General features: G+C 45.1%; 15 protein-coding genes. 10 read left to right on the forward strand and 5 right to left on the reverse strand.

From position 1 onward, the window contains the following. Positions 1-19: 19 nt before the first annotated feature. A complete protein-coding gene (locus ABQ275_RS25945) occupies positions 20-928 on the reverse strand; it encodes a bestrophin family ion channel (RefSeq protein WP_349316062.1) in 909 nt (302 codons plus the stop codon). A 235-nt stretch (positions 929-1163) separates the two neighbouring features. Between ABQ275_RS25945 and ABQ275_RS25950 the strand changes: the two genes are divergently transcribed. After that, entirely contained in the window at positions 1164-1781 is a 618-nt protein-coding gene (locus tag ABQ275_RS25950; RefSeq protein WP_349316063.1) for a redoxin domain-containing protein, read from the forward strand. Here the strand turns inward: ABQ275_RS25950 and ABQ275_RS25955 are convergent, their stop codons facing one another. Both ABQ275_RS25955 and ABQ275_RS25960 read right to left on the reverse strand, forming a co-directional pair. After that, on the reverse strand, positions 1782-3068 hold the full coding sequence (locus tag ABQ275_RS25955) for a serine hydrolase domain-containing protein (protein WP_349316064.1): 1287 nt from the start codon (positions 3066-3068) through the stop codon (positions 1782-1784). A gap of 15 nt (positions 3069-3083) precedes the next feature. Then, positions 3084-3968 carry an AraC family transcriptional regulator gene (locus tag ABQ275_RS25960; protein WP_349316065.1) on the reverse strand — a complete coding sequence of 295 codons (885 nt, stop codon included), beginning with the start codon at positions 3966-3968 and terminating at the stop codon, positions 3084-3086. A gap of 795 nt (positions 3969-4763) precedes the next feature. On the opposite strand from ABQ275_RS25960, the gene ABQ275_RS25965 reads away from it, so the two are divergent. From ABQ275_RS25965 to ABQ275_RS25980, 4 genes are all read left to right on the forward strand, one after another. Further along, entirely contained in the window at positions 4764-5930 is a 1167-nt protein-coding gene (locus ABQ275_RS25965; RefSeq protein ID WP_349316066.1) for a glycosidase, read from the forward strand. 388 nt (positions 5931-6318) lie between these two features. Beyond that, entirely contained in the window at positions 6319-7008 is a 690-nt protein-coding gene (locus ABQ275_RS25970; RefSeq protein WP_349316067.1) for a LuxR C-terminal-related transcriptional regulator, read from the forward strand. 65 nt (positions 7009-7073) lie between these two features. After that, positions 7074-7976 carry an AraC family transcriptional regulator gene (locus tag ABQ275_RS25975; protein ID WP_349316068.1) on the forward strand — a complete coding sequence of 301 codons (903 nt, stop codon included), beginning with the start codon at positions 7074-7076 and terminating at the stop codon, positions 7974-7976. A gap of 86 nt (positions 7977-8062) precedes the next feature. Further along, positions 8063-8515, forward strand: coding sequence for an SRPBCC domain-containing protein (locus ABQ275_RS25980; RefSeq protein ID WP_349316069.1), 453 nt, complete (start codon positions 8063-8065; stop codon positions 8513-8515). A gap of 147 nt (positions 8516-8662) precedes the next feature. Here the strand turns inward: ABQ275_RS25980 and ABQ275_RS25985 are convergent, their stop codons facing one another. Both ABQ275_RS25985 and ABQ275_RS25990 read right to left on the reverse strand, forming a co-directional pair. Beyond that, a complete protein-coding gene (locus ABQ275_RS25985) occupies positions 8663-10294 on the reverse strand; it encodes a sodium/sugar symporter (protein ID WP_349316070.1) in 1632 nt (543 codons plus the stop codon). 126 nt (positions 10295-10420) lie between these two features. Next, the gene (locus ABQ275_RS25990) at positions 10421-11311 is read right to left on the reverse strand and encodes an inositol oxygenase family protein (RefSeq protein WP_349316071.1); all 891 of its coding nucleotides are present in this window, start codon (positions 11309-11311) and stop codon (positions 10421-10423) included. A gap of 156 nt (positions 11312-11467) precedes the next feature. On the opposite strand from ABQ275_RS25990, the gene ABQ275_RS25995 reads away from it, so the two are divergent. From ABQ275_RS25995 to ABQ275_RS26015, 5 genes are all read left to right on the forward strand, one after another. Further along, complete coding sequence (locus tag ABQ275_RS25995) at positions 11468-12481, forward strand: LacI family DNA-binding transcriptional regulator (RefSeq protein WP_349316072.1); 1014 nt, start codon at positions 11468-11470, stop codon at positions 12479-12481. 103 nt (positions 12482-12584) lie between these two features. Next, positions 12585-13244, forward strand: coding sequence for a sigma-70 family RNA polymerase sigma factor (locus ABQ275_RS26000; protein WP_349316073.1), 660 nt, complete (start codon positions 12585-12587; stop codon positions 13242-13244). Between the two features lie 103 nt (positions 13245-13347). Continuing rightward, positions 13348-14535 (forward strand): FecR domain-containing protein, encoded by a 1188-nt coding sequence (locus tag ABQ275_RS26005; RefSeq protein WP_349316074.1) that lies wholly within the window; start codon positions 13348-13350, stop codon positions 14533-14535. Positions 14536-14677: 142 nt separating this feature from the next. Further along, a complete protein-coding gene (locus ABQ275_RS26010; RefSeq protein WP_349316075.1) occupies positions 14678-17980 on the forward strand; it encodes a TonB-dependent receptor in 3303 nt (1100 codons plus the stop codon). Between the two features lie 78 nt (positions 17981-18058). After that, on the forward strand, positions 18059-19525 hold the full coding sequence (locus ABQ275_RS26015; protein WP_349316076.1) for a RagB/SusD family nutrient uptake outer membrane protein: 1467 nt from the start codon (positions 18059-18061) through the stop codon (positions 19523-19525). Positions 19526-19633: the final 108 nt, after the last annotated feature.

Consider the following 19633-nt stretch of genomic DNA (forward strand, 5'->3'; position numbering starts at 1 on the left):
TGACTCAGCAGGATGCTCCTTACATAATAAACAACCCTTCTGCTTTGGCTTTCACCGGTTGTGGCACGGGTACATCACCGAGGAGTTCTATCACATTGATTTCTATGGTGCGGGCGATACTGTCCAGCGGTGTGCCCAGGGGATGATATTCAAAGGGGTTCATGAGGGTGATACCATTGAGATGCGTAACGTGGAATACAAAGCCGAACATCCAGCCAAAGATAATGGCCCACACGCCGATGGCTTCCGTCATCATGAGTGTGTTCATGATCACATAAAACCAGATGAACAGGTGGGTGAAGTATACATAGCTGGGTGGGAATACGGTGTTTTTGATACGTTCGGATTTTCCCATTCCGTCGCAATGCTTTACCAGCAGCTGGTTCAGCTCTATGAAGCTGAAGCCGTCAATGATGCCTGAAAGGCGGAGTTGCTGCAGGTTTTCTGTTTGCATATTAAGCAGGGCATTGGGGATATTGCTTTGATCCCGGAGAAAAGTGATTTCCTCTTTGGTGAGGAAGCGGGTATAATATTCATCGGGGATGCGGCGCAGACTTGCTTTCAGGGAATATATGAAAGCCAGGTGGCGGTAGATCATATGACGCACCAGCGCCCTGGCTTCGGTATGATCACTGGTGTTGGTATAGTGAAGCAGACAGCGTGCCCAGGAGCGGGAATCATTTACCAGTGCTCCCCAGATGATACGGGCCTCCCACCAGCGGTCATATGCCTGGTTGTTATTAAAACCGATAAAAAATGCAATAGCCGTACCCAATACAGCCGATACAGTCACCGGGATCGATATGTGTGCAGATAGCCAGAAGGTATCTACCAGGTATACGAGGGTGCAGCAAATGAGGAGCATGAAGTCAACTTTCCAGGTGAAGGAAAAGATCTGGGCGATGGAGAGCCGGTGTTTCAGGAGCATGGATTAGTTTTTACCATTTCAACATGATTGAGGATCGTCTTATTTTCAATTTAAATAAAAAAATCCGGAATATTATCTCCCTTAAAATCAGCCTGTTATCTTTATAAAAACATTTAGTCTATAGAATTAGTAGGATATTATATTTTTTGCTGTATATTTGTTGCGTGATACTGAATAGCAGATAAACCAACCCCTTGCGAGGGGCTTTTTTAGCAGCCATTAAAAATTAGCAGAGATGTCTACACTTTACAGATATGCGGATTACCTCACGCAGCCGATACCAGAAAGCTTCCCCAGCCCTGTCAGAAACAGGGAAAGAATTAATCCTTTGGCTACGGGTCATTTTTTTCCTGAGTTTTTTGTAGAAGAAGAATGCATTATTAATGGCGCGGCTTTATTAGGTCATGTAAAACAAGGCATCTCCCTGCATCGCTTAACAGCACAACCCCTGGTGGTTGCTTTTTATTCCGTCAACTGGAATGGTTATGGCGACAGGTTGCTGGAACAACTGTACGACAGTCATGCCGCGATAGAAGCGGCAGGCGCACGTTTGCTGGTGTTATCCAGTGAGAAGAAAAAACATTTTACTGCTTTCAATCCCCATCCGTTGCCGTTTGACGTAGCCTGGGATGCACAGCATCTCATTGCGCGGAAGGCAGGCATCTATAAGGAAACAGACCCGCTTTGGGGCCGTGTTTCCGGTGTTAATGCGGATGTTCCTACACCGGCAGTATTTCTTGTTACGCCTTCGCTGGAAATTACTTATAGTTTTACAGACCAGTTCATGCAACAGGCATTTTCTCCTGAAGCCTTGCTGGCAGCAATAGAAAAGAAACTCGCCATCAGTGCCTGATCAATCATTGATCGCCTGGTAAACAAGCACTTTATATTTATCGTTCAGTTCTCCATGTGAAGTGGGCCAGATATTTTTATAGATCAGGCCAATGATCTTTTCTTTTGGATCAGCCCAGTAAGTAGTGGAGAACATTCCTCCCCAACCGAAAACACCTGTTGGTGCTGGTGTGGCACCGCTGCTTTTATCATTCACCACACTGAAGCCCAGCCCGAAATTATCTTTCGTATTCCAGCCGGTAGAGAGGTCGCCGGTTTGGTTCAGGGTCATTATCCGAACCGTATTGCGGCTTAGTATTCTTACATTGTTGTAGGTACCGCCATTCAGCATCATCTGTAAGAAGATTGCATAATCATACATCGTAGACGAAAGCCCGCCCCCACCTGAAAAATAAGTACCCTTACTTTCCGGATAGTTTGTATAAAATGTTTGCCCCTGCAACTCAATAGTGGACGGCATCTTCGAGATCTTATGCGTTTTTTGATCCTCGGTATACAGCGTGGCTAAACGCGATTGTTTTTCTTTTGGAAGATAAAAATAAGTGTCTTTCATCCCCAATGGATCAAAGATGCGCTCTTTCAGGAACTGGTCAAGGGGCTTGCCGGACAATACTTCTACCAGGTAACCCAATACATCGGTATTCAGGCCATAAGTCCATTTTTCGCCGGGATTATGCATCAATGGTAATCCGCCCAGTATTTTTATTTTATCTCCCAGTAAAAGATTATTGAGCCCGACACCAGCTACTATACCCGCTTTTCCGTACACAGCCACCGCCTGGGGACTGCCTATCTGTGCATAGCCCAGCCCGGAAGTATGCGTGAGCAGATCGCGGATTGTGATTTCGCGGGAAGCGGGTTCGGAAGTATAGGTAGTGTCCTTAAGATTGAATGTTTTTAGTACCCGGGGATGTGCAAATTCGGGAATGTATGCAGAGATCGGATCATCCAGCAGGAACTTACCTTCTTCATACAGCATCATCACGGCCAGGCTGGTAATCGCCTTTGTTTGGGAGGCAATGCGAAAGATGTTATCCGTTTTCTCCACTGTTTTTTTGGTAATGTCATCATATCCGAATGCCTTGTTGTACACAATTTTTCCATCGCGTATAATCATGGCCGTTACACCATTGACATAGCCTTTGTCGATGTATTGCTGTACAACGGTATCTATACGGTTTAGTCTTTCAGCAGACATGCCCGCTTCTGCTGGCGTAGCAGTGCGTAGCACCTGTGCATCCGCTATTATGGTGGAGAGCAGGAATAGGGAGAAGAGCAGTTTTTTCATATACGTGATTCGTCATTAAATAAATGTTCTTGTTCCTGAAGAAGTATACGCTAAACGAAACTCTTTAGGGGTGCAATCTTTTTTCTTTTTGAAGATACGATTGAAATTGGAAATATTATTGAAGCCGCATTTATAGGCGATTTCATTTACGGTGTTGGTTGTTTCTATGAGCAAACGGGAAGCGTGTCCCAGCCTGATTTCTATCAGGGTGTCTACAAATGTTTTGCCGATCTTGGCTTTAAAGAAACGACTGAAAGCCACATCTGTCATGGCGGCCAGTTTAGCGGCTTCATTCAGCGAAATGTTTTTATCGAAATTGGCATTGAGATAGGTCATGATCTTTTCCACGCGGCGGCTGTTGTAGGAGATGGTTTCCAGGTTGCGGAAAGTGGAATCGGAAAGGATGCGCAGGTTGCGGCTGATAGACAAGTCATGCAGGATAGACATCAGCTCCAGTACAGAATCGAAGCCTTGTTTATGCGGTAGTTGTACGAGTCGTGGAAGGATTTGCTGTGTGGTTTCCTTTGAAAAAAGAATGCCGCGCAGGGAACGTTCAAACATGTTTTTAATGAAATGCATCTGATTGCGTTGCAGGAACTTTTCATCAAACAGGTCGCGGTGAAACTGAATAGTGATCTCTTTGATGATGCCGCCGTCATGTTTGTTGGTAAACCAGCCGTGTTGCAGATTGGGGCCTACCAGTACCAGCTCCAGCGCCTCAATATCTTCCATATGATCACCTATAATACGCTTCGCACCTTTGGCATGCTGGATGAAGTTCAACTCAAATTCTTCGTGATAGTGCAGGGGGAAATCAAACTCCGTTTTCTCTCTTGAAAATAAGGTGAAGCAATCACTTTGTGTAAGTGGTGTGATCTCTCTTAATAACTTGCTCTCCATGTAACGTGGTTTGTAATATAACGCGGAATTATTTTATGGTGGGTCTATCCTTCTTGTCTTAATCACTTGTAAAATAGCGGATTAGGCTAAATTATCAGTTCTTTAAACCCTTATAAGGGCTAAAATAACATTATAAATTTAAACTACCGGCATAATAATGTAAGGGTAGTTCAAAAGGCTTGTAATGCTTGTTCTATAAGGGTTCATGCGTTGTGTTCTCCCGCATTTATATATCGGTTGTATTTTTTTTGATTATCAAAGTATAATCAATAGATAATAAAGTATTACATACTTGTTTAAATAAAGGGCACTTTTGTATAGAATAAGCCCACGTTATGCATCAGTGTCCATCGTCATGGATGCGTATCATTTCTTTGACTTATTTACCAGCTTACATCTGTCGTCGCAGGACAACGGAATCAGCAACTTGTAAAAGATGACAAGCGTCGGAAAAGCGTTTTACATCTTGTACAGGTGGGCGCAGTGGTTTGGATGCGCAGACTATTGCTTCCACTGTTACGATACCTAAGTAACAGTGCCGGCAGGTGTAAGAGCTGGATTTTTCTTCTGTAAATACTATCGTGACCGGATTATTTTAATTTTTGCCAGAGATGGACCGTTTGCGTTTTTTCATTCCACTTATCCGTTTTATTACTTTTTGCCGGTAGCTTATCTGTTTGTGCGCAGGGGGGAAATGCCTTGCGACAAACAGGCTACCAAACTGGATCATGCCTGGTTTGGAAAAGAAGTGTTTGCTGCACACTTATATAGATAATGATATTGAACAGTAGTTATATGAACTTCGAAAAGAGAAAAAAGGTATTGCAGCAGGCACACGAAGAGCTGGCAGAACGGCTTAATTTAATGGAAACACCGGGCAATGGTATTTACGACAGGTATACTTATCCTGTACTAACGGCAGCGCATACACCCTTATGCTGGCGGTATGATTTCAGGCAGCAGCATAATCCTTTCCTGATGGAGCGTTTCGGTATCAACGGCATATTTAATGCGGGCGCTATCCGGCTCAATGGCAAATATATGCTGGTAGCGCGGGTGGAAGGGGCCGACCGGAAATCGTTTTTTGCGGTGGCGGAGAGTGAAAATGGAATCGACAATTTCCGTTTTCATGAACGGCCTGTTACCATGCCGGAAACGGCGGACCCGGATACCAACATTTATGATATGCGGGTGGTACAGCATGAAGATGGCTGGATCTATGGATTGTTTTGCACTGAACGGCGGGACCCTGCGGCCAGCGCGGCAGACCAGTCGGCCGCTGTGGCGCAATGCGGCATCGCCCGCACCCGCGACCTGGTAAAGTGGGAACGCCTGCCGGACCTGCAAACACCTTCCGCACAGCAGCGTAATGTGGTATTGCATCCTGAGTTTGTAAACGGCAAGTACGCTTTTTATACCCGTCCCCAAGATGGTTTTATCAACACCGGCAGCGGCGGCGGCATTGGGTTTGGACTGGCCGATTCCATGGAAGCAGCCGTAGTAAAAACGGAAAATGTAATCGATGGCAAAGTATATCATACCGTGTATGAAGCCAAGAATGGCCTGGGACCTGCGCCTGTTAAAACAGCCAAAGGTTGGTTGCATCTGGCGCATGGTGTGCGCAACACCGCTGCCGGCCTGCGTTACGTGCTGTACCTGTTTATGACCGACCTGCATGATATCACTAAAGTAATTTATAAACCCGCGGGCTATTTTATGGCGCCGGAAGGAGATGAACGGGTAGGCGATGTATCCAATGTGCTTTTCAGCAATGGCTGGATTGCTGATGAAGACGGGCGGGTGTTTATTTACTATGCTTCTTCAGATACACGCATGCATGTTGCTACGACTACAATAGACCGCCTGGTTGACTATATTATTAACACCGCCCCTGATGGTGGGCGTTCTGCTACATCCGTACAGGAGATTAACAGGATTATAGGAAATAATAACACGTTGTGAACCCGAAAAAGGATTGGTTCAAACCAATCCTTTTGACATTTTTTTACGCTCATTAACGGTCTGTTATAGTATGTACACTATACACGAACCGCCCTGTTTAAGCCACTTTCCCGCTAAAAATACTCACTAATAGGTATATGAAGGAATACTGCATTCATTTATCTTTGTTCCCTGATTTACAATAATCCGATACTATTTCATTTTATATAGCATTTGTCCACCCGGTATTTTTAATACTGTTCCGTAGACCAACATTTTTTTTACCCCCAAAAAAGGGTCTCATTCATCAGGAATGGGACCCTTCCTGTTTTTTGTATACATTTGTTCTTCGAGCGCATTAATATCAGCCACTATTCAGATTATTTCCTATACATTTTTATAGCAGGACATGAGCATGTATTCCCTATTATCAGATCCCGTTGGGCTGGAGGGCAAATTAAAGGCCCTGCAAGCAATAGACGGAGAGTTACCGGCAGTTGTGATTGTAATGAATGTGGAGAAGGATTTTGTTGAGTATATGTCACCACGGGGCCTTGAGCAGCTTAATATTTCCCTGGACGCCCTGAAGGCAATGGGACACGGTTATTACGATACTTATTTCAATCCGCATGATGTGGCAGACTATCTGCCCAAAATAACTGCGATGCTGGGATCTCCCATTGATAAAGAAGTCATCGTTACTTTTTTTCAACAGGTGAGGTTATCACCTGAGCGCGATTGGGTTTGGCACCTGGGTACCACCCGGGTATTTATGCGTAATGACGCGGGGATTCCTACCCATGTTATTACCTGTGCTGTTCCCATAGATCCTCTGCACCACGTTACCAGTAAGGTAAACAGGCTGTTGGAAGAGAATAATTTCCTTCGCCGCAACCAGCATATTTTTGCTTCCCTTACCAAAAGGGAGAAGGAAATTTTACGGTTGATGGCACTCGGATTAAGCGCCAGTGAAATTGCAGAAGAGGTACACATCTCCGAAAAAACAGCGGTAACACACCGTCGTAATATCAAAAGTAAAATCGGCGCGCAGTCGGGTTACGATCTCACCAGTTTTGCACAGGCATTCGACCTGATTTGATGCCCCCTTGTGCTGTTTTATCAGCATACGCATGTATCTTTATACCAACTGAAAAGTGGTATAAAATGGATGAACATAAAAGCCTGGTATATCATAATGGAACAATGGATTCTTCCGTCTGGTATTGTGATGATATCAAGATAGGACACGCTATATCCAGGTTCAACGAATTGTTTAGTTTCCCGGCCAGCAGTCCTACAGACGTTGTCCGGCTGCACTTTGGATTAAAGGGAGATTATATTTTTACGTATAAGCAGCTTAACCGGTCATTTGATCTTATTGGCGGACATCACAACATCATGTACTCGAATGGGTTTGATATTGTGATCGAGAATAAAACGCTGGAAGTGGAAACGTTCGGTATCCAGTTTCCGAAAGCACTTTTTATCAACTTCACGCAAAACGCCAACGATCAGCTGAAGCGGTTCTCCGAGCATATTATCAACGACACGCCCGCTATCCTTTCTGAAAAATGGGGCGCCGTGGACACGGCCATCCACCAGGTAATTTTGCAGATCATCCATTGCAAATATGCCGGTGATTTCAAGAAATTATTCCTGCTTTCCAAAAGTATAGAACTGCTGGTCATATCAGCAGAATCCTGTCAGGCAGCAGCCAGTAAGGAAGATCATTTCCTGAAGAATAAAACGGATAAGGAAAAGATCATGGCTGTCAGGGATCTGCTGAACGAAAGATTGGACTGCCCTCCCAGCCTCTCTGAAATTGCCAGGACCGTAGGTCTGAATGAGTATAAACTTAAACGCGGATTTAAAGAGAAATTCAATAACACTGTTTTTGGTTATCTCACAGACCAGCGGTTACAACTGGCGCACCAGTACCTGCGCGATACAGAAAAAACGGCCGCCGAAATATCCTTTGAGCTGGGCTATGCCACGCCGCAGCATTTCAATAATGCGTTTAAGAAGAAATTCGGTTTCACACCCTTTTCTGTTAGAAATAATCCGTAAAGCGCAATCCGGTTGATGCCGCATCACCTATTTTTGTGCCGTAACCCGGTAAGGGAAGACATCTATCTTACTTAAAATATCAAAAAATGAGCACCCCGTTATTTGTAAAAAGCAGTATCACTATTCATGCACCGGCTTCTAAAGTCTGGGATGCTTTGGTAAATCCGGAACAGACAAAGAAGTATATGTTCGGATGCGAAACCGTATCTGACTGGAAAAAGGGCAGCACCCTGCTCTGGAAACTGATGCATGAAGGGAAGGAACTGGTAGCCGTAAAAGGCACCATCGAAGCAATCACACCAAACAAGCTGTTGGTATATACCACCATCGATCCCAATTCGGCTATTGACGACACTTCTGAAAACTACCTGCACGTAACCTATGATTTATCGGAGGAGAACGGGCACACTATTTTAAATGTCAGCCAGGGCGACTATACCCGCGTTGCGGAAGGAGAAAAAAGGTACCGGGAAGCCGTTGATGGCGGTGGCTGGGACCCGATACTGGTGAAGATTAAAGCATTGGTAGACCAGGATTAGATAGATTAGCGGGATTTGCAGGATGGGTGCACAAGATTGAAGCGAAGATGAACTGAGCGGATAATGTAATGTCATTCGTTTCAATCTTCTTCGCTTCAATCTTGTGCACCCATCCTGCAAATCCCGCTAATCTATCTAATCCTGGTCTTACCAGAATACAGTATACAACGCCGTTAATATACCAATGATAATAATAGACCCCACTACAAACCCAGGGTTTGTACGGAACATGGAAGTATCTACTTCTATAATATGGTCATCATCTTTTTTGAATGGTTTGCTTAAGCTCATAATGATCATTATTATTACGATCAGCACAAAGGTGATGGACATCCTGTCGAGGAAAGGATAGTCCGGGAAGGCGCCATTGGTCCATACAGGCAGGAATTTCAGGATCGTTGAAAGAGGAATGGTAAGTAAGGCACCTGTGAGTGCGGCGGCGGCTGTGGTGCGTTTCCAGAAGAATCCCAGCAGGAAGATAGCCAGTACCCCCGGAGAGATAAAGCCCACATACTCCTGGATGAACTGGTAAGCCTGGTCGAGTGATCGCAGTGAAGGCGTTACGATGGCTGCCAAAAGCATGGAAACAATAACGGCCCATCTCCCCACGTGGACCAGCTGCTGTTCTGATGCGTCTTTATTAAAAAATTTCCGGTAGATATCGAGTGAGAAGATCGTGGAGATGCTATTGGCCTTTCCAGCCAGCGATGCCACGATAGCAGCGGTGAGTGCTGCAAATGCCACTCCTTTTAAGCCGGCAGGCAGCAGGTTCATCAGGGTGGGATAGGCATGATCGGGTTTGATCACACCCGAAGCATCTGTCATTTCCTGTTGGAACATGCCGTTGTTGTGCAACACATACATCACGATACCGGGTAATACTGCTATTACAGGAACCAGCAACTTCAGGAAGGCGGCAAACAGGATACCCCGGCGTGCTGTTTTGAGATCGGCTCCCAGCGCCCGTTGTGTGATATATTGGTTGCATCCCCAGTAAGCCAGGTTATTGATCCACATACCTCCTATCAGCACGGATAGTCCGGGCAGGTCTTTATAATAAGGATTGCTTTTGTCAAAGATCATATGGAAGTGACTGGGCGCTTCTTTCCGCAACACGGATAATCCTTTCAGGATATTGCCATCATACCCGAATTTTTCTGATAATAATGACAGGGCGAGATAAGTGGTGACGAGTCCGCCGATGATGAGCACCAGCACCTGTACCACGTCTGTATAACCGATTACCTTCATGCCTCCCAGTGTTACCACTACGGAGAATACGCACAGTCCCACAATACACCATTCAAAAGGAATGGTGGAAATAGATGCAATGGCCAGGGCGCCCAGGTAAATAATAGAAGTAAGATTTACAAAAACATATACCAGCAGCCAGAACACCGCCATTACGGTACTAACCTTGTCGTTATACCTTTTCGCCAGGAACTGCGGCATGGTATAGATCTTGTTTTTCAGGTATACCGGGATAAAAAATATGGCAACGATAATCAAGGTAGCTGCCGCCATCCATTCATAGGTGGAGATGGCGAGCCCCAAAGCAAAGCCGGAGCCGGACATTCCTATAAAGTGTTCTGCAGAAATATTGGAAGCAATCAGTGAAGCGCCAATGGCCCACCACGTGAGCGAACCTTCTGCCAGGAAGAAATCTTTTGAACTGGCAGCTGCTGATTTCTTTTTATGGTAAACATAATATCCGTAGGCAGCAATGGCGATAAAATAGATGAAAAAGACGATGTAATCAGCTAATTGCAGCTTATTCATGTGGTGGATGTAAGTTGGATAACGTGGTTGATATTCGTATCTATAAGGTACACTTTTTTCCGTGGCCCCCCAAGGGGGGCTTATACGGATCTGTTCATCAGCAATAAAAATATGGCTTCCGGATAGTTAGAACTTTAAGGTACCAGGCAAATATTTGGCAACAAGGTCTTCGTAATAAGGACGCAGTTTGGTCCAATCCGGTGGTTCCGGATTTTTTGAGTACAGATCGTATGGGTTAAATAGTTTTACCCATTTCAACATGTCCCGGTCGTGGTCATCCAGCAGGTAATCGTAAGCTCCTTCGCGGTGCCAGGCATAAAAAGAGTGATACCGCAGCATGTAGAGTCCTGATTCCGGTAAATGGTCTTTCATCATCTGGTACACGTATTCATCGTGTCCCCAGGAAAGGTTTACATTCCGCAAACCGCAATTGGGTTTGTAGATACCGGTACCTGTTTGATAGGCTGGATTGTTATAGTCGGGATTGTTTTTGAAATATTCTGGATATACAATTTTATCTGAATAGGGGCATCCCACGGGGAAAGTGTCGCCCACCACCGCCCATTGGGCTTCTCCGAACAAGCACAGTACCTTGCCCATGTCATGCATCAGACCGGTGAGCACCATCCAGTCGGGATGTCCGTCTGCGCGGATAGCTTCGGCTGTTTGTAACAGGTGTTGGAATTGATCCAGGTCTGTATCGGGATCGGAATCATCTACCAGCTGATTGAGGAAATTAAAAGCCTCCCATACCGGCATTTCTTTCCTGTTGAACGACAGGAATTCGGCTCTCTTTTGTTGTACAAAATCGTATGTCTGGTAGGTATGGTTCAGCCGGTAAAACTCGCGGACAGTATCTCTTTCCGGGTTATCATAATTCCGGTATTCGTCGGTAGCTTTGGATGTAGCAATACTTTCAGGTGTTGGATAACGCTGTAGTACGGCGTCTTCCCACTCATCGAGACTTGTTAACGGATTTACTTCTTTATCCGTAAATGTATTTGGAACAGTACCCATGGCAAGCTATTTAGTAGTTGACTTAAATTTCGGCTATTTTGAAGGATTTTTTGCATATTGGCAGCGATTTATTTACGAAACCGGTTTCGTAAACAGGCAGATTAGCAATCGGAAAACATCTCTTTAAAAAAATGACGGATACAGATTAGCCGACCCATGAAGAAGGTAAATATAAAAGCACTGGCGCAGGAACTGGAACTATCTCTTTCCACGGTATCAAAGGCGTTGCGTGACAGTCATGAAATCAGCAGGGAAACCAAGCAGCGGGTACAGGAACTGGCTGCCAGGCTGAATTATACGCCCAATGCTTATGCCAGTAGTTTGCGTGGCAGGAAGAGTAAAAATATTGCGGTCATCATACCGGAGGTGGCAGACAGTTTTTTTTCGATTGCTATTAATGGCATTGAGGCGGCGGTGAAGGAGAAAGGCTATCATGTACTCATCTACCTCACGCATGAGAGTTTTATCCGTGAACAGGCTATTTTAAAGGAATTTCAGAGTGGCCGGGTAGATGGTGTGCTGATCTCTGTTTCAAGAGAAACCACCACCGGGGAGCATATCAATGAACTCATCGCCAGAGAGGTGCCTGTCGTATTTTTTGACCGGGTACTCGAAGAAGTGGCTGCTGCAAAAATTGTGACCGATGATTTCGAAAGCGGATACAATGCCACGAAACACCTGATTGATAACGGCAGTAAACGCATTGCTTACCTGGGCATCTCAAAAAGTTTATCCATCAGCAACAACCGGATGGAAGGATATAAAAAAGCGTTGAAAGATCATGGATTGAAATCGCCGGGTAGTGATATTATTTTATGTACCACCGATCAGGACTATAACTATAAAGCCGTTAAAAAACTGTTGCAGCAAAAGAAAAGACCGGATGGTATTGTTGCTTCTGTAGAGAAGTTAACAACCACTGTGTACCAGGTTTGTCAGGCCCTGGCCCTCACTATTCCACAAGCAGTAAAGGTGGTTTGTTTCTCCAATCTTGAAATAGCAACAATCCTGCATCCTTCCCTGACAACGATTACGCAACCGGCTTTTGAAATGGGCCATGCAGCGGCAGGTGTTCTTTTACAATTACTGGAAAAGAAGAAAGGAACGCCTGAAAAGACGCGCATCGTTATTCCGTCGGCACTGATCGTGAGGGGGTCTAGTAAACAATAACGGGTAGCTATCCATATATTAATTTATTAATAGCAAAATAAGGTGAAGGGAAAGTGAATAGTATTTTCCCTATTTTCACCCATGAACAAACTTTTACCTGACCTTGCCAGAGCACCTGCCTGATAATGAACCGGATCTGTTGCGACGTATCGCGGCCGGAGATGAGCGTGCTTTTAATTACATATATAATTTTTATAGCGGCACTGTATTTAATACAGTCATGACTTATGTAAAAGATAAGCTGGAAGCAGAAGAGATCCTGCAACAGATATTTGTAAAGTTCTGGGAAAGAAGGGCCACCCTTGCGGGTGTGCGAAGTCTACGCGATTATTTTTTTATCTCCGCCCGCAATGCCGTATTCAATCACTTTAACAGGCTTTCCAAAAATGCCAGGCTGGTCAACAACGTAAAAGATAACCTGACAACGGTGGTGAATAATACAGATCACCGGGTCAGGGAAAAAGAATATAACCAACTGCTGGAAAACGCCATCAGACAACTTCCGCCACAACAAAAGCAGGTATACCTGCTGGCAGACCGCCAGGACTTCAGCAATGAAGAAATAGCCACACAAATGGGCTTATCGAGACTTACAGTCAAGAAACACCTGGAGCTGGCGCGTAAATTTGTAAGAAACCATATCAATAATCATCTCCAGGGCTACACACCCTTACTATTGCTGGTCCTTTCTCTCGCTACCCTTTCCCCTGCGATCCTGTTTTTCAGGAACATTCATACCAAACACCTGCTGCAGCTGTTTTAAGCATTATTAAATATTTTTTTTAATTCCCGTTACGCCGTTTGCTTTTTACGGCGGTCTTTATAACTGTACGTGTCTGCTATAACTATATATACATGTCTATGTTATGACTAATGAACGCTTTGCCACATTAATCCGGTTATACAAAGCCGGTAGCCTTACGGAGGAGCAATGGGAAGAATTACAGCAGGTGTTTTCCACGGGAGAACATGATGAGGCGCTGGAGGAAGAAATGGCCCGGTTATTTGACAGTTTTGGTATCCACGAAACCTGGACACCCGCCACCAAACAGGTGTTGTGGGATAAGGTTTTGGCTGCCAGCCGTCAGGGAGTTCCTGCCACCGAGGCTGTGATCGCACCGATGCCGCGCAGGCGCTGGCGGATGGCCGCTGCTGCCGTATTGGTCCTCATCGTGGGAAGTGCAGCCTTATACAGTATCACCCGCATAAATAAAAAGAACGAGCCGGCAGTGGCTATTCAGTCCGCACGGGTTGATGTAGCGCCTGGTAGCGACAAAGCCGTATTAACACTGGCCGATGGTTCCACCATACAGCTGGATAGCACCGGGGACCGGGTAATCGGACAAGGAGCTGCCGCTATCAAGCAACAGGGCAGCCGCTTGCAATATGCTGCGAATGGCAACACCACAGCGGCCAACAGTTTCAATACCCTTACCACTCCCCGCAGCGGACAGTTTAAAGTGATCTTACAGGACGGCACCAAAGTATGGCTGAATGCAGCGTCATCACTGCGTTATCCGGCTGTTTTCAGCGGTAAGGAAAGAAAGATAAGCCTGCAGGGAGAAGCCTATTTTGACGTAACACAAAATGCAGAGCGGCCTTTTGTTGTAACTGTAAACGGCATGACCGTCAAAGTACTGGGCACCGAATTTAATATAAACAGCTACGCAGATGAAGCCGTAATGGCGGCCACGCTTGTATCAGGATCAGTACAGGTAAATAGTGAAAACAAGAAAATGGTACTGCATCCCGGCGAACAGCTCACCATGAATACAGCAGGCGCATTAAATATCAGGGAAGGTGTCAACCTCGAGGAGATCACTGCCTGGAAGGATGGTAATTTTTATTTTGATAACACCGCATTATCTGTTATCCTCCGGCAATTTGCCCGCTGGTATGATGTTGACGTAGTGTACACCAGTCCTGTGAAAGACAGGAAATTCTTTGGTGTGATCAGGAGAAGTACATCCCTTACCGGGGTGCTGAAATTACTGGAGGCAAATGATATAAAATTCCGGATTGAAGGAAAAAAACTGTTTGTTCAATCAGGCTAAAAATATAATTAAACCGGACCCATGTCCTGAAATATAAAATACATACAAAACAAAAGCTCCTGCGCGAACAGGAGCTGGCGTTATCCAATTAATGAACAAAGGCTACGAAACCTACATCAGCAACCAAATAACAACCAAATATATGCAATTATCCATACCACTGCATGCGATGAAACTCACATTTATTTTTTTATTGATAGGGTTTATGCAGTTATCTGCCAGGAGCAGCGGACAACAAGTAAATATTAAGCTGAAAAATGCGCCGTTAAAGACTCTTTTTAAGGCCATTCAACAACAAACAGGGCTCAATATATTTGTGGATGCGGCCTTACTGGAAGGAGCTGATCATGTTACACTGGACATTAAAAACATGCCGGTAGCGCAGGTGATGCAACTGTGCCTGAAAGGACGGAATCTTCAGTACACCATTGAAGCCGATGCTATTATCATCGAGCAAAAGCCAGCTGCAATCCGGCCGGCAACAGCACCGCCACCACCACCGGCGGATATTGTTTTTACCATCACGGGCACTATTACAAATGCTAAAGGGGAACCTTTGCCCGGAGCCGCCGTACATGTGAAGGGTACGCAAAAAGGAGTGTTGTCGGATGGCAACGGAAGCTTCTCTATTGTAGTAAATGAAAAGGCTATTCTGGTAGTCAGCATGCTGGGCTATCAGCCTAAAGAAATAGCCATTACCGGCAACGCCAACATCATGGTAACACTCAGCGAAGCCGTTACCGCTTTAAATGATGTGGTAGTAGTAGGTTATGGCATACAGAAAAAAAGCGACCTGACAGGCTCCCTGTCGCAGATTAAAAGTAAAGACCTGACCGCGTTTCCCACCACGAATGTGGTGCAAGCCCTTTCCGGCCGGGCTACGGGGGTACAGGTTATTCAAAACAGCGGCGCTCCGGGTTCACCCATCAGCGTAAGAATCCGCGGTACAAACTCCATCCAGGGAAGCAATGAGCCCCTGTATGTGATAGATGGGTTCCCTGTTTCCGGTAATCCTACGATGCTGAATAACGCGGATATAGAAAGCGTGAACGTATTGAAAGATGCTTCGGCCACCGCCATTTATGGCTCCCGCGGCGCCAACGGCGTGGTGCTTATCACCACCAAAAAAGGGAAACAAGGTGCTACCAGGGTAGACTACGAAGGAAGTTATTCCGTTCAGACTATCCGTAAAAAACTGAAGTTAATGAGCCCTATCCAGTATGGGGAGTTTTATAATGAACAGGCAAAAAATGACGGGGTACCCGCTTATTTTACACCGCAGCAACTGGATGAATTCAAAGCAATGGGAGCTGGTACAGACTGGCAGGACCTTGTTATGCAAAAGGCGCCTATGCAGAATCATACCGTGAATGTAAGCGGTGGCAATGCCAAAACGCAATTCTCCGCCAGCGGAAGTATGCTGAAACAGGACGGGATTGTTATCAACAGTTATTATAACCGGTATGCTTTAAGGGCCAACTTGAACCACGATATCAGCGACAAGTTCAGCATGCAGTACGGTATCAATTTAACACGCACGGAATCAAGTGATAAAACCGGCGGCGGCAATAGCAGCGGCAGGGGTAACAGCTTATACAGCGGGATGATTTCAGTGCCACCTTCCCTGACCCCTTATAATGATGACGGTTCTTTCAGGGTGCCTATACTGAGTTATTCCTTTATCTCCAACGCGATGATTAATCCGCTGAATTATGTTTATGCGGAGTCATATCTGGGAAAAGAAAACCGGGTGCTGGGTAATGCGGCAGTTACCTACAAGCCCACGCCGGAACTGGTGATCCGGGTTTCAGGAGGTATTGAAAATTTTGATTTGCGCAATGATACTTATACTACGCATAAATTTGTCAACTCCAATGGCGCTGCGGCTGTCAACAGTTCACAATACACCAGCCTGTTAAACGAGAATACGATCACCTATACCAAAGCTTTTGGAGATCATCATCTGACGGCGTTAGGCGGGTTTACTTACCAGAACTTTTTAAGCACGAATGCAGGCGCCAGTGGTTCCGGATTTGTGAGTGATATCCAGGGAACGAACGACCTCGGCGCTGCTACGGTCAATAATCCTTCTTCATCAGGATATGCCAAATCTGTTTTGATATCTTATCTCAGCAGGATTAATTACGGGTTTAAAGATAAATACATGCTCACAGCCAGTTTCAGGGCTGATGGATCATCACGTTATGGCACAGGAAACAAATGGGGTTACTTCCCTTCGGGCGCTGTAGCCTGGCGGGTTTCCCAGGAGGAATTTATGAAAGATGTTTCCTTTATTTCCGATCTGAAACTCAGGGCTGGATTCGGAGCTACCGGCAGCCAGGCCATCGCGCCCTATGCTACTATGAACCAGCTGGTTTCCGGGAAAACAGTTTTTGATGACGGACTTTTTACAACGTATGCACCAGGAACACGCCTGCCGAATAACCTGAAGTGGGAAACAACCTATCAGTCTGATTTTGGCATAGATGTTTCAGTACTTAATAACCGCATTCATTTTACTGCTGATTATTATGTAAAGAATACCAGGGATCTGTTAAACAGCGTGCAATTGCCCGCTTCACTGGGATATGACTACACAATACAGAACGTAGGAGAAATGCAGAACAAAGGAGTAGAACTGGGACTGGATGTAAGTGTATTACCTGCTACTGCTGCTTTCCAGTGGAATCTTGCCGGTAACATTTCCTTTAACCGGAATAAAATAGTAAAACTATACGGCGGACAGGACATCTACGGAACATCTTATTACACAGGTGTTGTAGGTGATTTTGTAAACCTTCTCCGTGAAGGACAGCCACTCGGTATCTTTTACGGATACCTGGAAAACGGCTATGACAGCAAAGGAAATATTACTTACAAAGATTTAACCGGGGATGGTAAAATTACGACTGCGGATAAAACTTATATCGGCAACCCCAATGCAAAATATACATATGGCCTCAATTCAGCAATGGCCTTTAAAGGATTTGAATTGAGCCTTTTCTTCCAGGGTTCCCGTGGAAATGATATTTTCAACTTTAGTGCAACCCAATCTGTTGACCTGAACCAGGGAATGAACCTGTTGGAGGATCAGTTCCTGCATCATTGGACTGCAGCCAATCCTGATCCACATGCGAAGTATCCGGCAGTAACCCGTTCTCTGAACGTGGCCGTGTCCGACCGCTATGTAGAAGATGGCTCTTACCTGCGCCTGAAAAATATCCAGTTGGCCTATAATATTCCAATGAATAAAACAGGCGTGAAATGGTTGAGAAGTGGTCAGGTATATGTAAGCGGACAAAACCTCCTCACCTGGACTAAATATTCCTGGTTTGATCCGGAAGTAAGTACGCATATAAGCGACAATTCTGTCAACCTGGGAATAGACCAGTTTGGTTATCCCACTGCAAAAAGTGTGACCATCGGCGTCCGGATAGGATTATAGCCGGTACACATTTTCCAGGGTCCGTTACTTGATTTTGGCACGTGCATAAGTGCCTGAACTTATTAAAACATTCAAATAATGAAACACAGCACGATATTCCGCTTTTCATATTTCATATTGCCGTTACTTCTTTTATATATCACATCCTGTACAAAAGCATTGGAAGAAAGTCCGAAATCCTTGTCGGCAGAAGGGTTTTATAACACAAAATCGGAAGTAGAGGCAGCCACTTACGCCATCTATTCTCCCCTGCGTACCGGTGGTTCGATGAGTGCATTTTATGAGGTATTTCATGATGCCCTTTCCGATTTTTTTATCCCCAACGGAAGTTGGATACCATTGGAGGATTATACAGGACTTGATAATACCAATTATGGCCGTACAGAAGCTTTCTGGAAGAGCTTTTATCTGTCTATCCGTAATGCCAACCTGGTCATAAAAAACACGCCGAATGGAACAGATATCAGTGATGCAGATAAGGCAGTATATATCGCTGAAGCAAGATTCATGCGTGCCCTGATGTATTTTCAACTGGTCAGGAACTGGGGCGGCGTACCGATACGTACGGAAGCCAATATGGATATTCCTGATCTTCAACGTGGATCTGTAGAGGCAGTATACCAGCTGATTGAAGACGATCTGAAATTTGCCGGTGAAAATCTTCCTACTAAAGCGGCCCAATCAGGACGACCCAATAAATGGTCGGCGAAAGCAGTGCTTGCGGATACTTATCTTCAGTTAAAAAGATATACCGACGCACAGGACAGAGCAAATGAAGTAATTCAGTCAGGTCAGTTTTCACTGGTGCCTGTAACACAGCCGGACGATTTTCTAAACCTGTATGGTCCGGATGTAATTACCTCATCAGAAGAAATCTTTTATTTAAAATTCACCCGGCAAAACGGGCAGGGATTTCAATTAACCTTATACGAAGCCCATCCCAATACGCCTTATGCCAATGGAGCCGGCTACTTTTCATTATACACGGATCCTACTAAAATTGCAGTGGTGAAAAACTGGGACGCCAATGATTTGCGGAAACAGTATGATCTGTATCCATGGCAATTTGGTAGAGGCGATAGCACCTACCTGGTGAGGAAGTTTCAGGATAAACAGGCACTTCCCGGTGGTACCGGTGGAAACGATTATCCGTGGTATCGTTATGCAGATGTACTCATGACCTATGCAGAAGCGGCCAATGCTGCGAATCATGGTCCTACAACAGCAGCAGTAGAGGCGCTGAATAAGGTACACCGCCGCGCCTATGGTTATCCTGCAAATACGGCATCTCCGGTAGATTTTAAAGTTGCAGACTATAACGAAAGTTCCTTCCTGACGCTTATTGTTAAAGAAAGAGGATACGAAACCCTGTTTGAAGGCAAAAGATGGATGGAGTTAAAACGACTGGGTATTGCAAAAGATTATATCAAAGCTTCCAAAGGAAAAACCATGGCTGATGTAATGCTGCTTTGGCCGATTCCTAATGCGGAAATAAATTATAATAAGGCATTAGACCCGGTTGCAGATCAGAATCCCGGATATTAAGGCAGCGGATCAATGATAAATTTCCGGGCGCTTATTATTTGATCTTTTGTAAAACGTGAAAAATTAAATAATTAAATTGGCCCCTGGCATTTACGGACCATCCAATTA

Source organism: Chitinophaga sp. MM2321, from assembly GCF_964033635.1.
In the GTDB taxonomy this organism is placed as follows: Bacteria; Bacteroidota; Bacteroidia; order Chitinophagales; family Chitinophagaceae; genus Chitinophaga.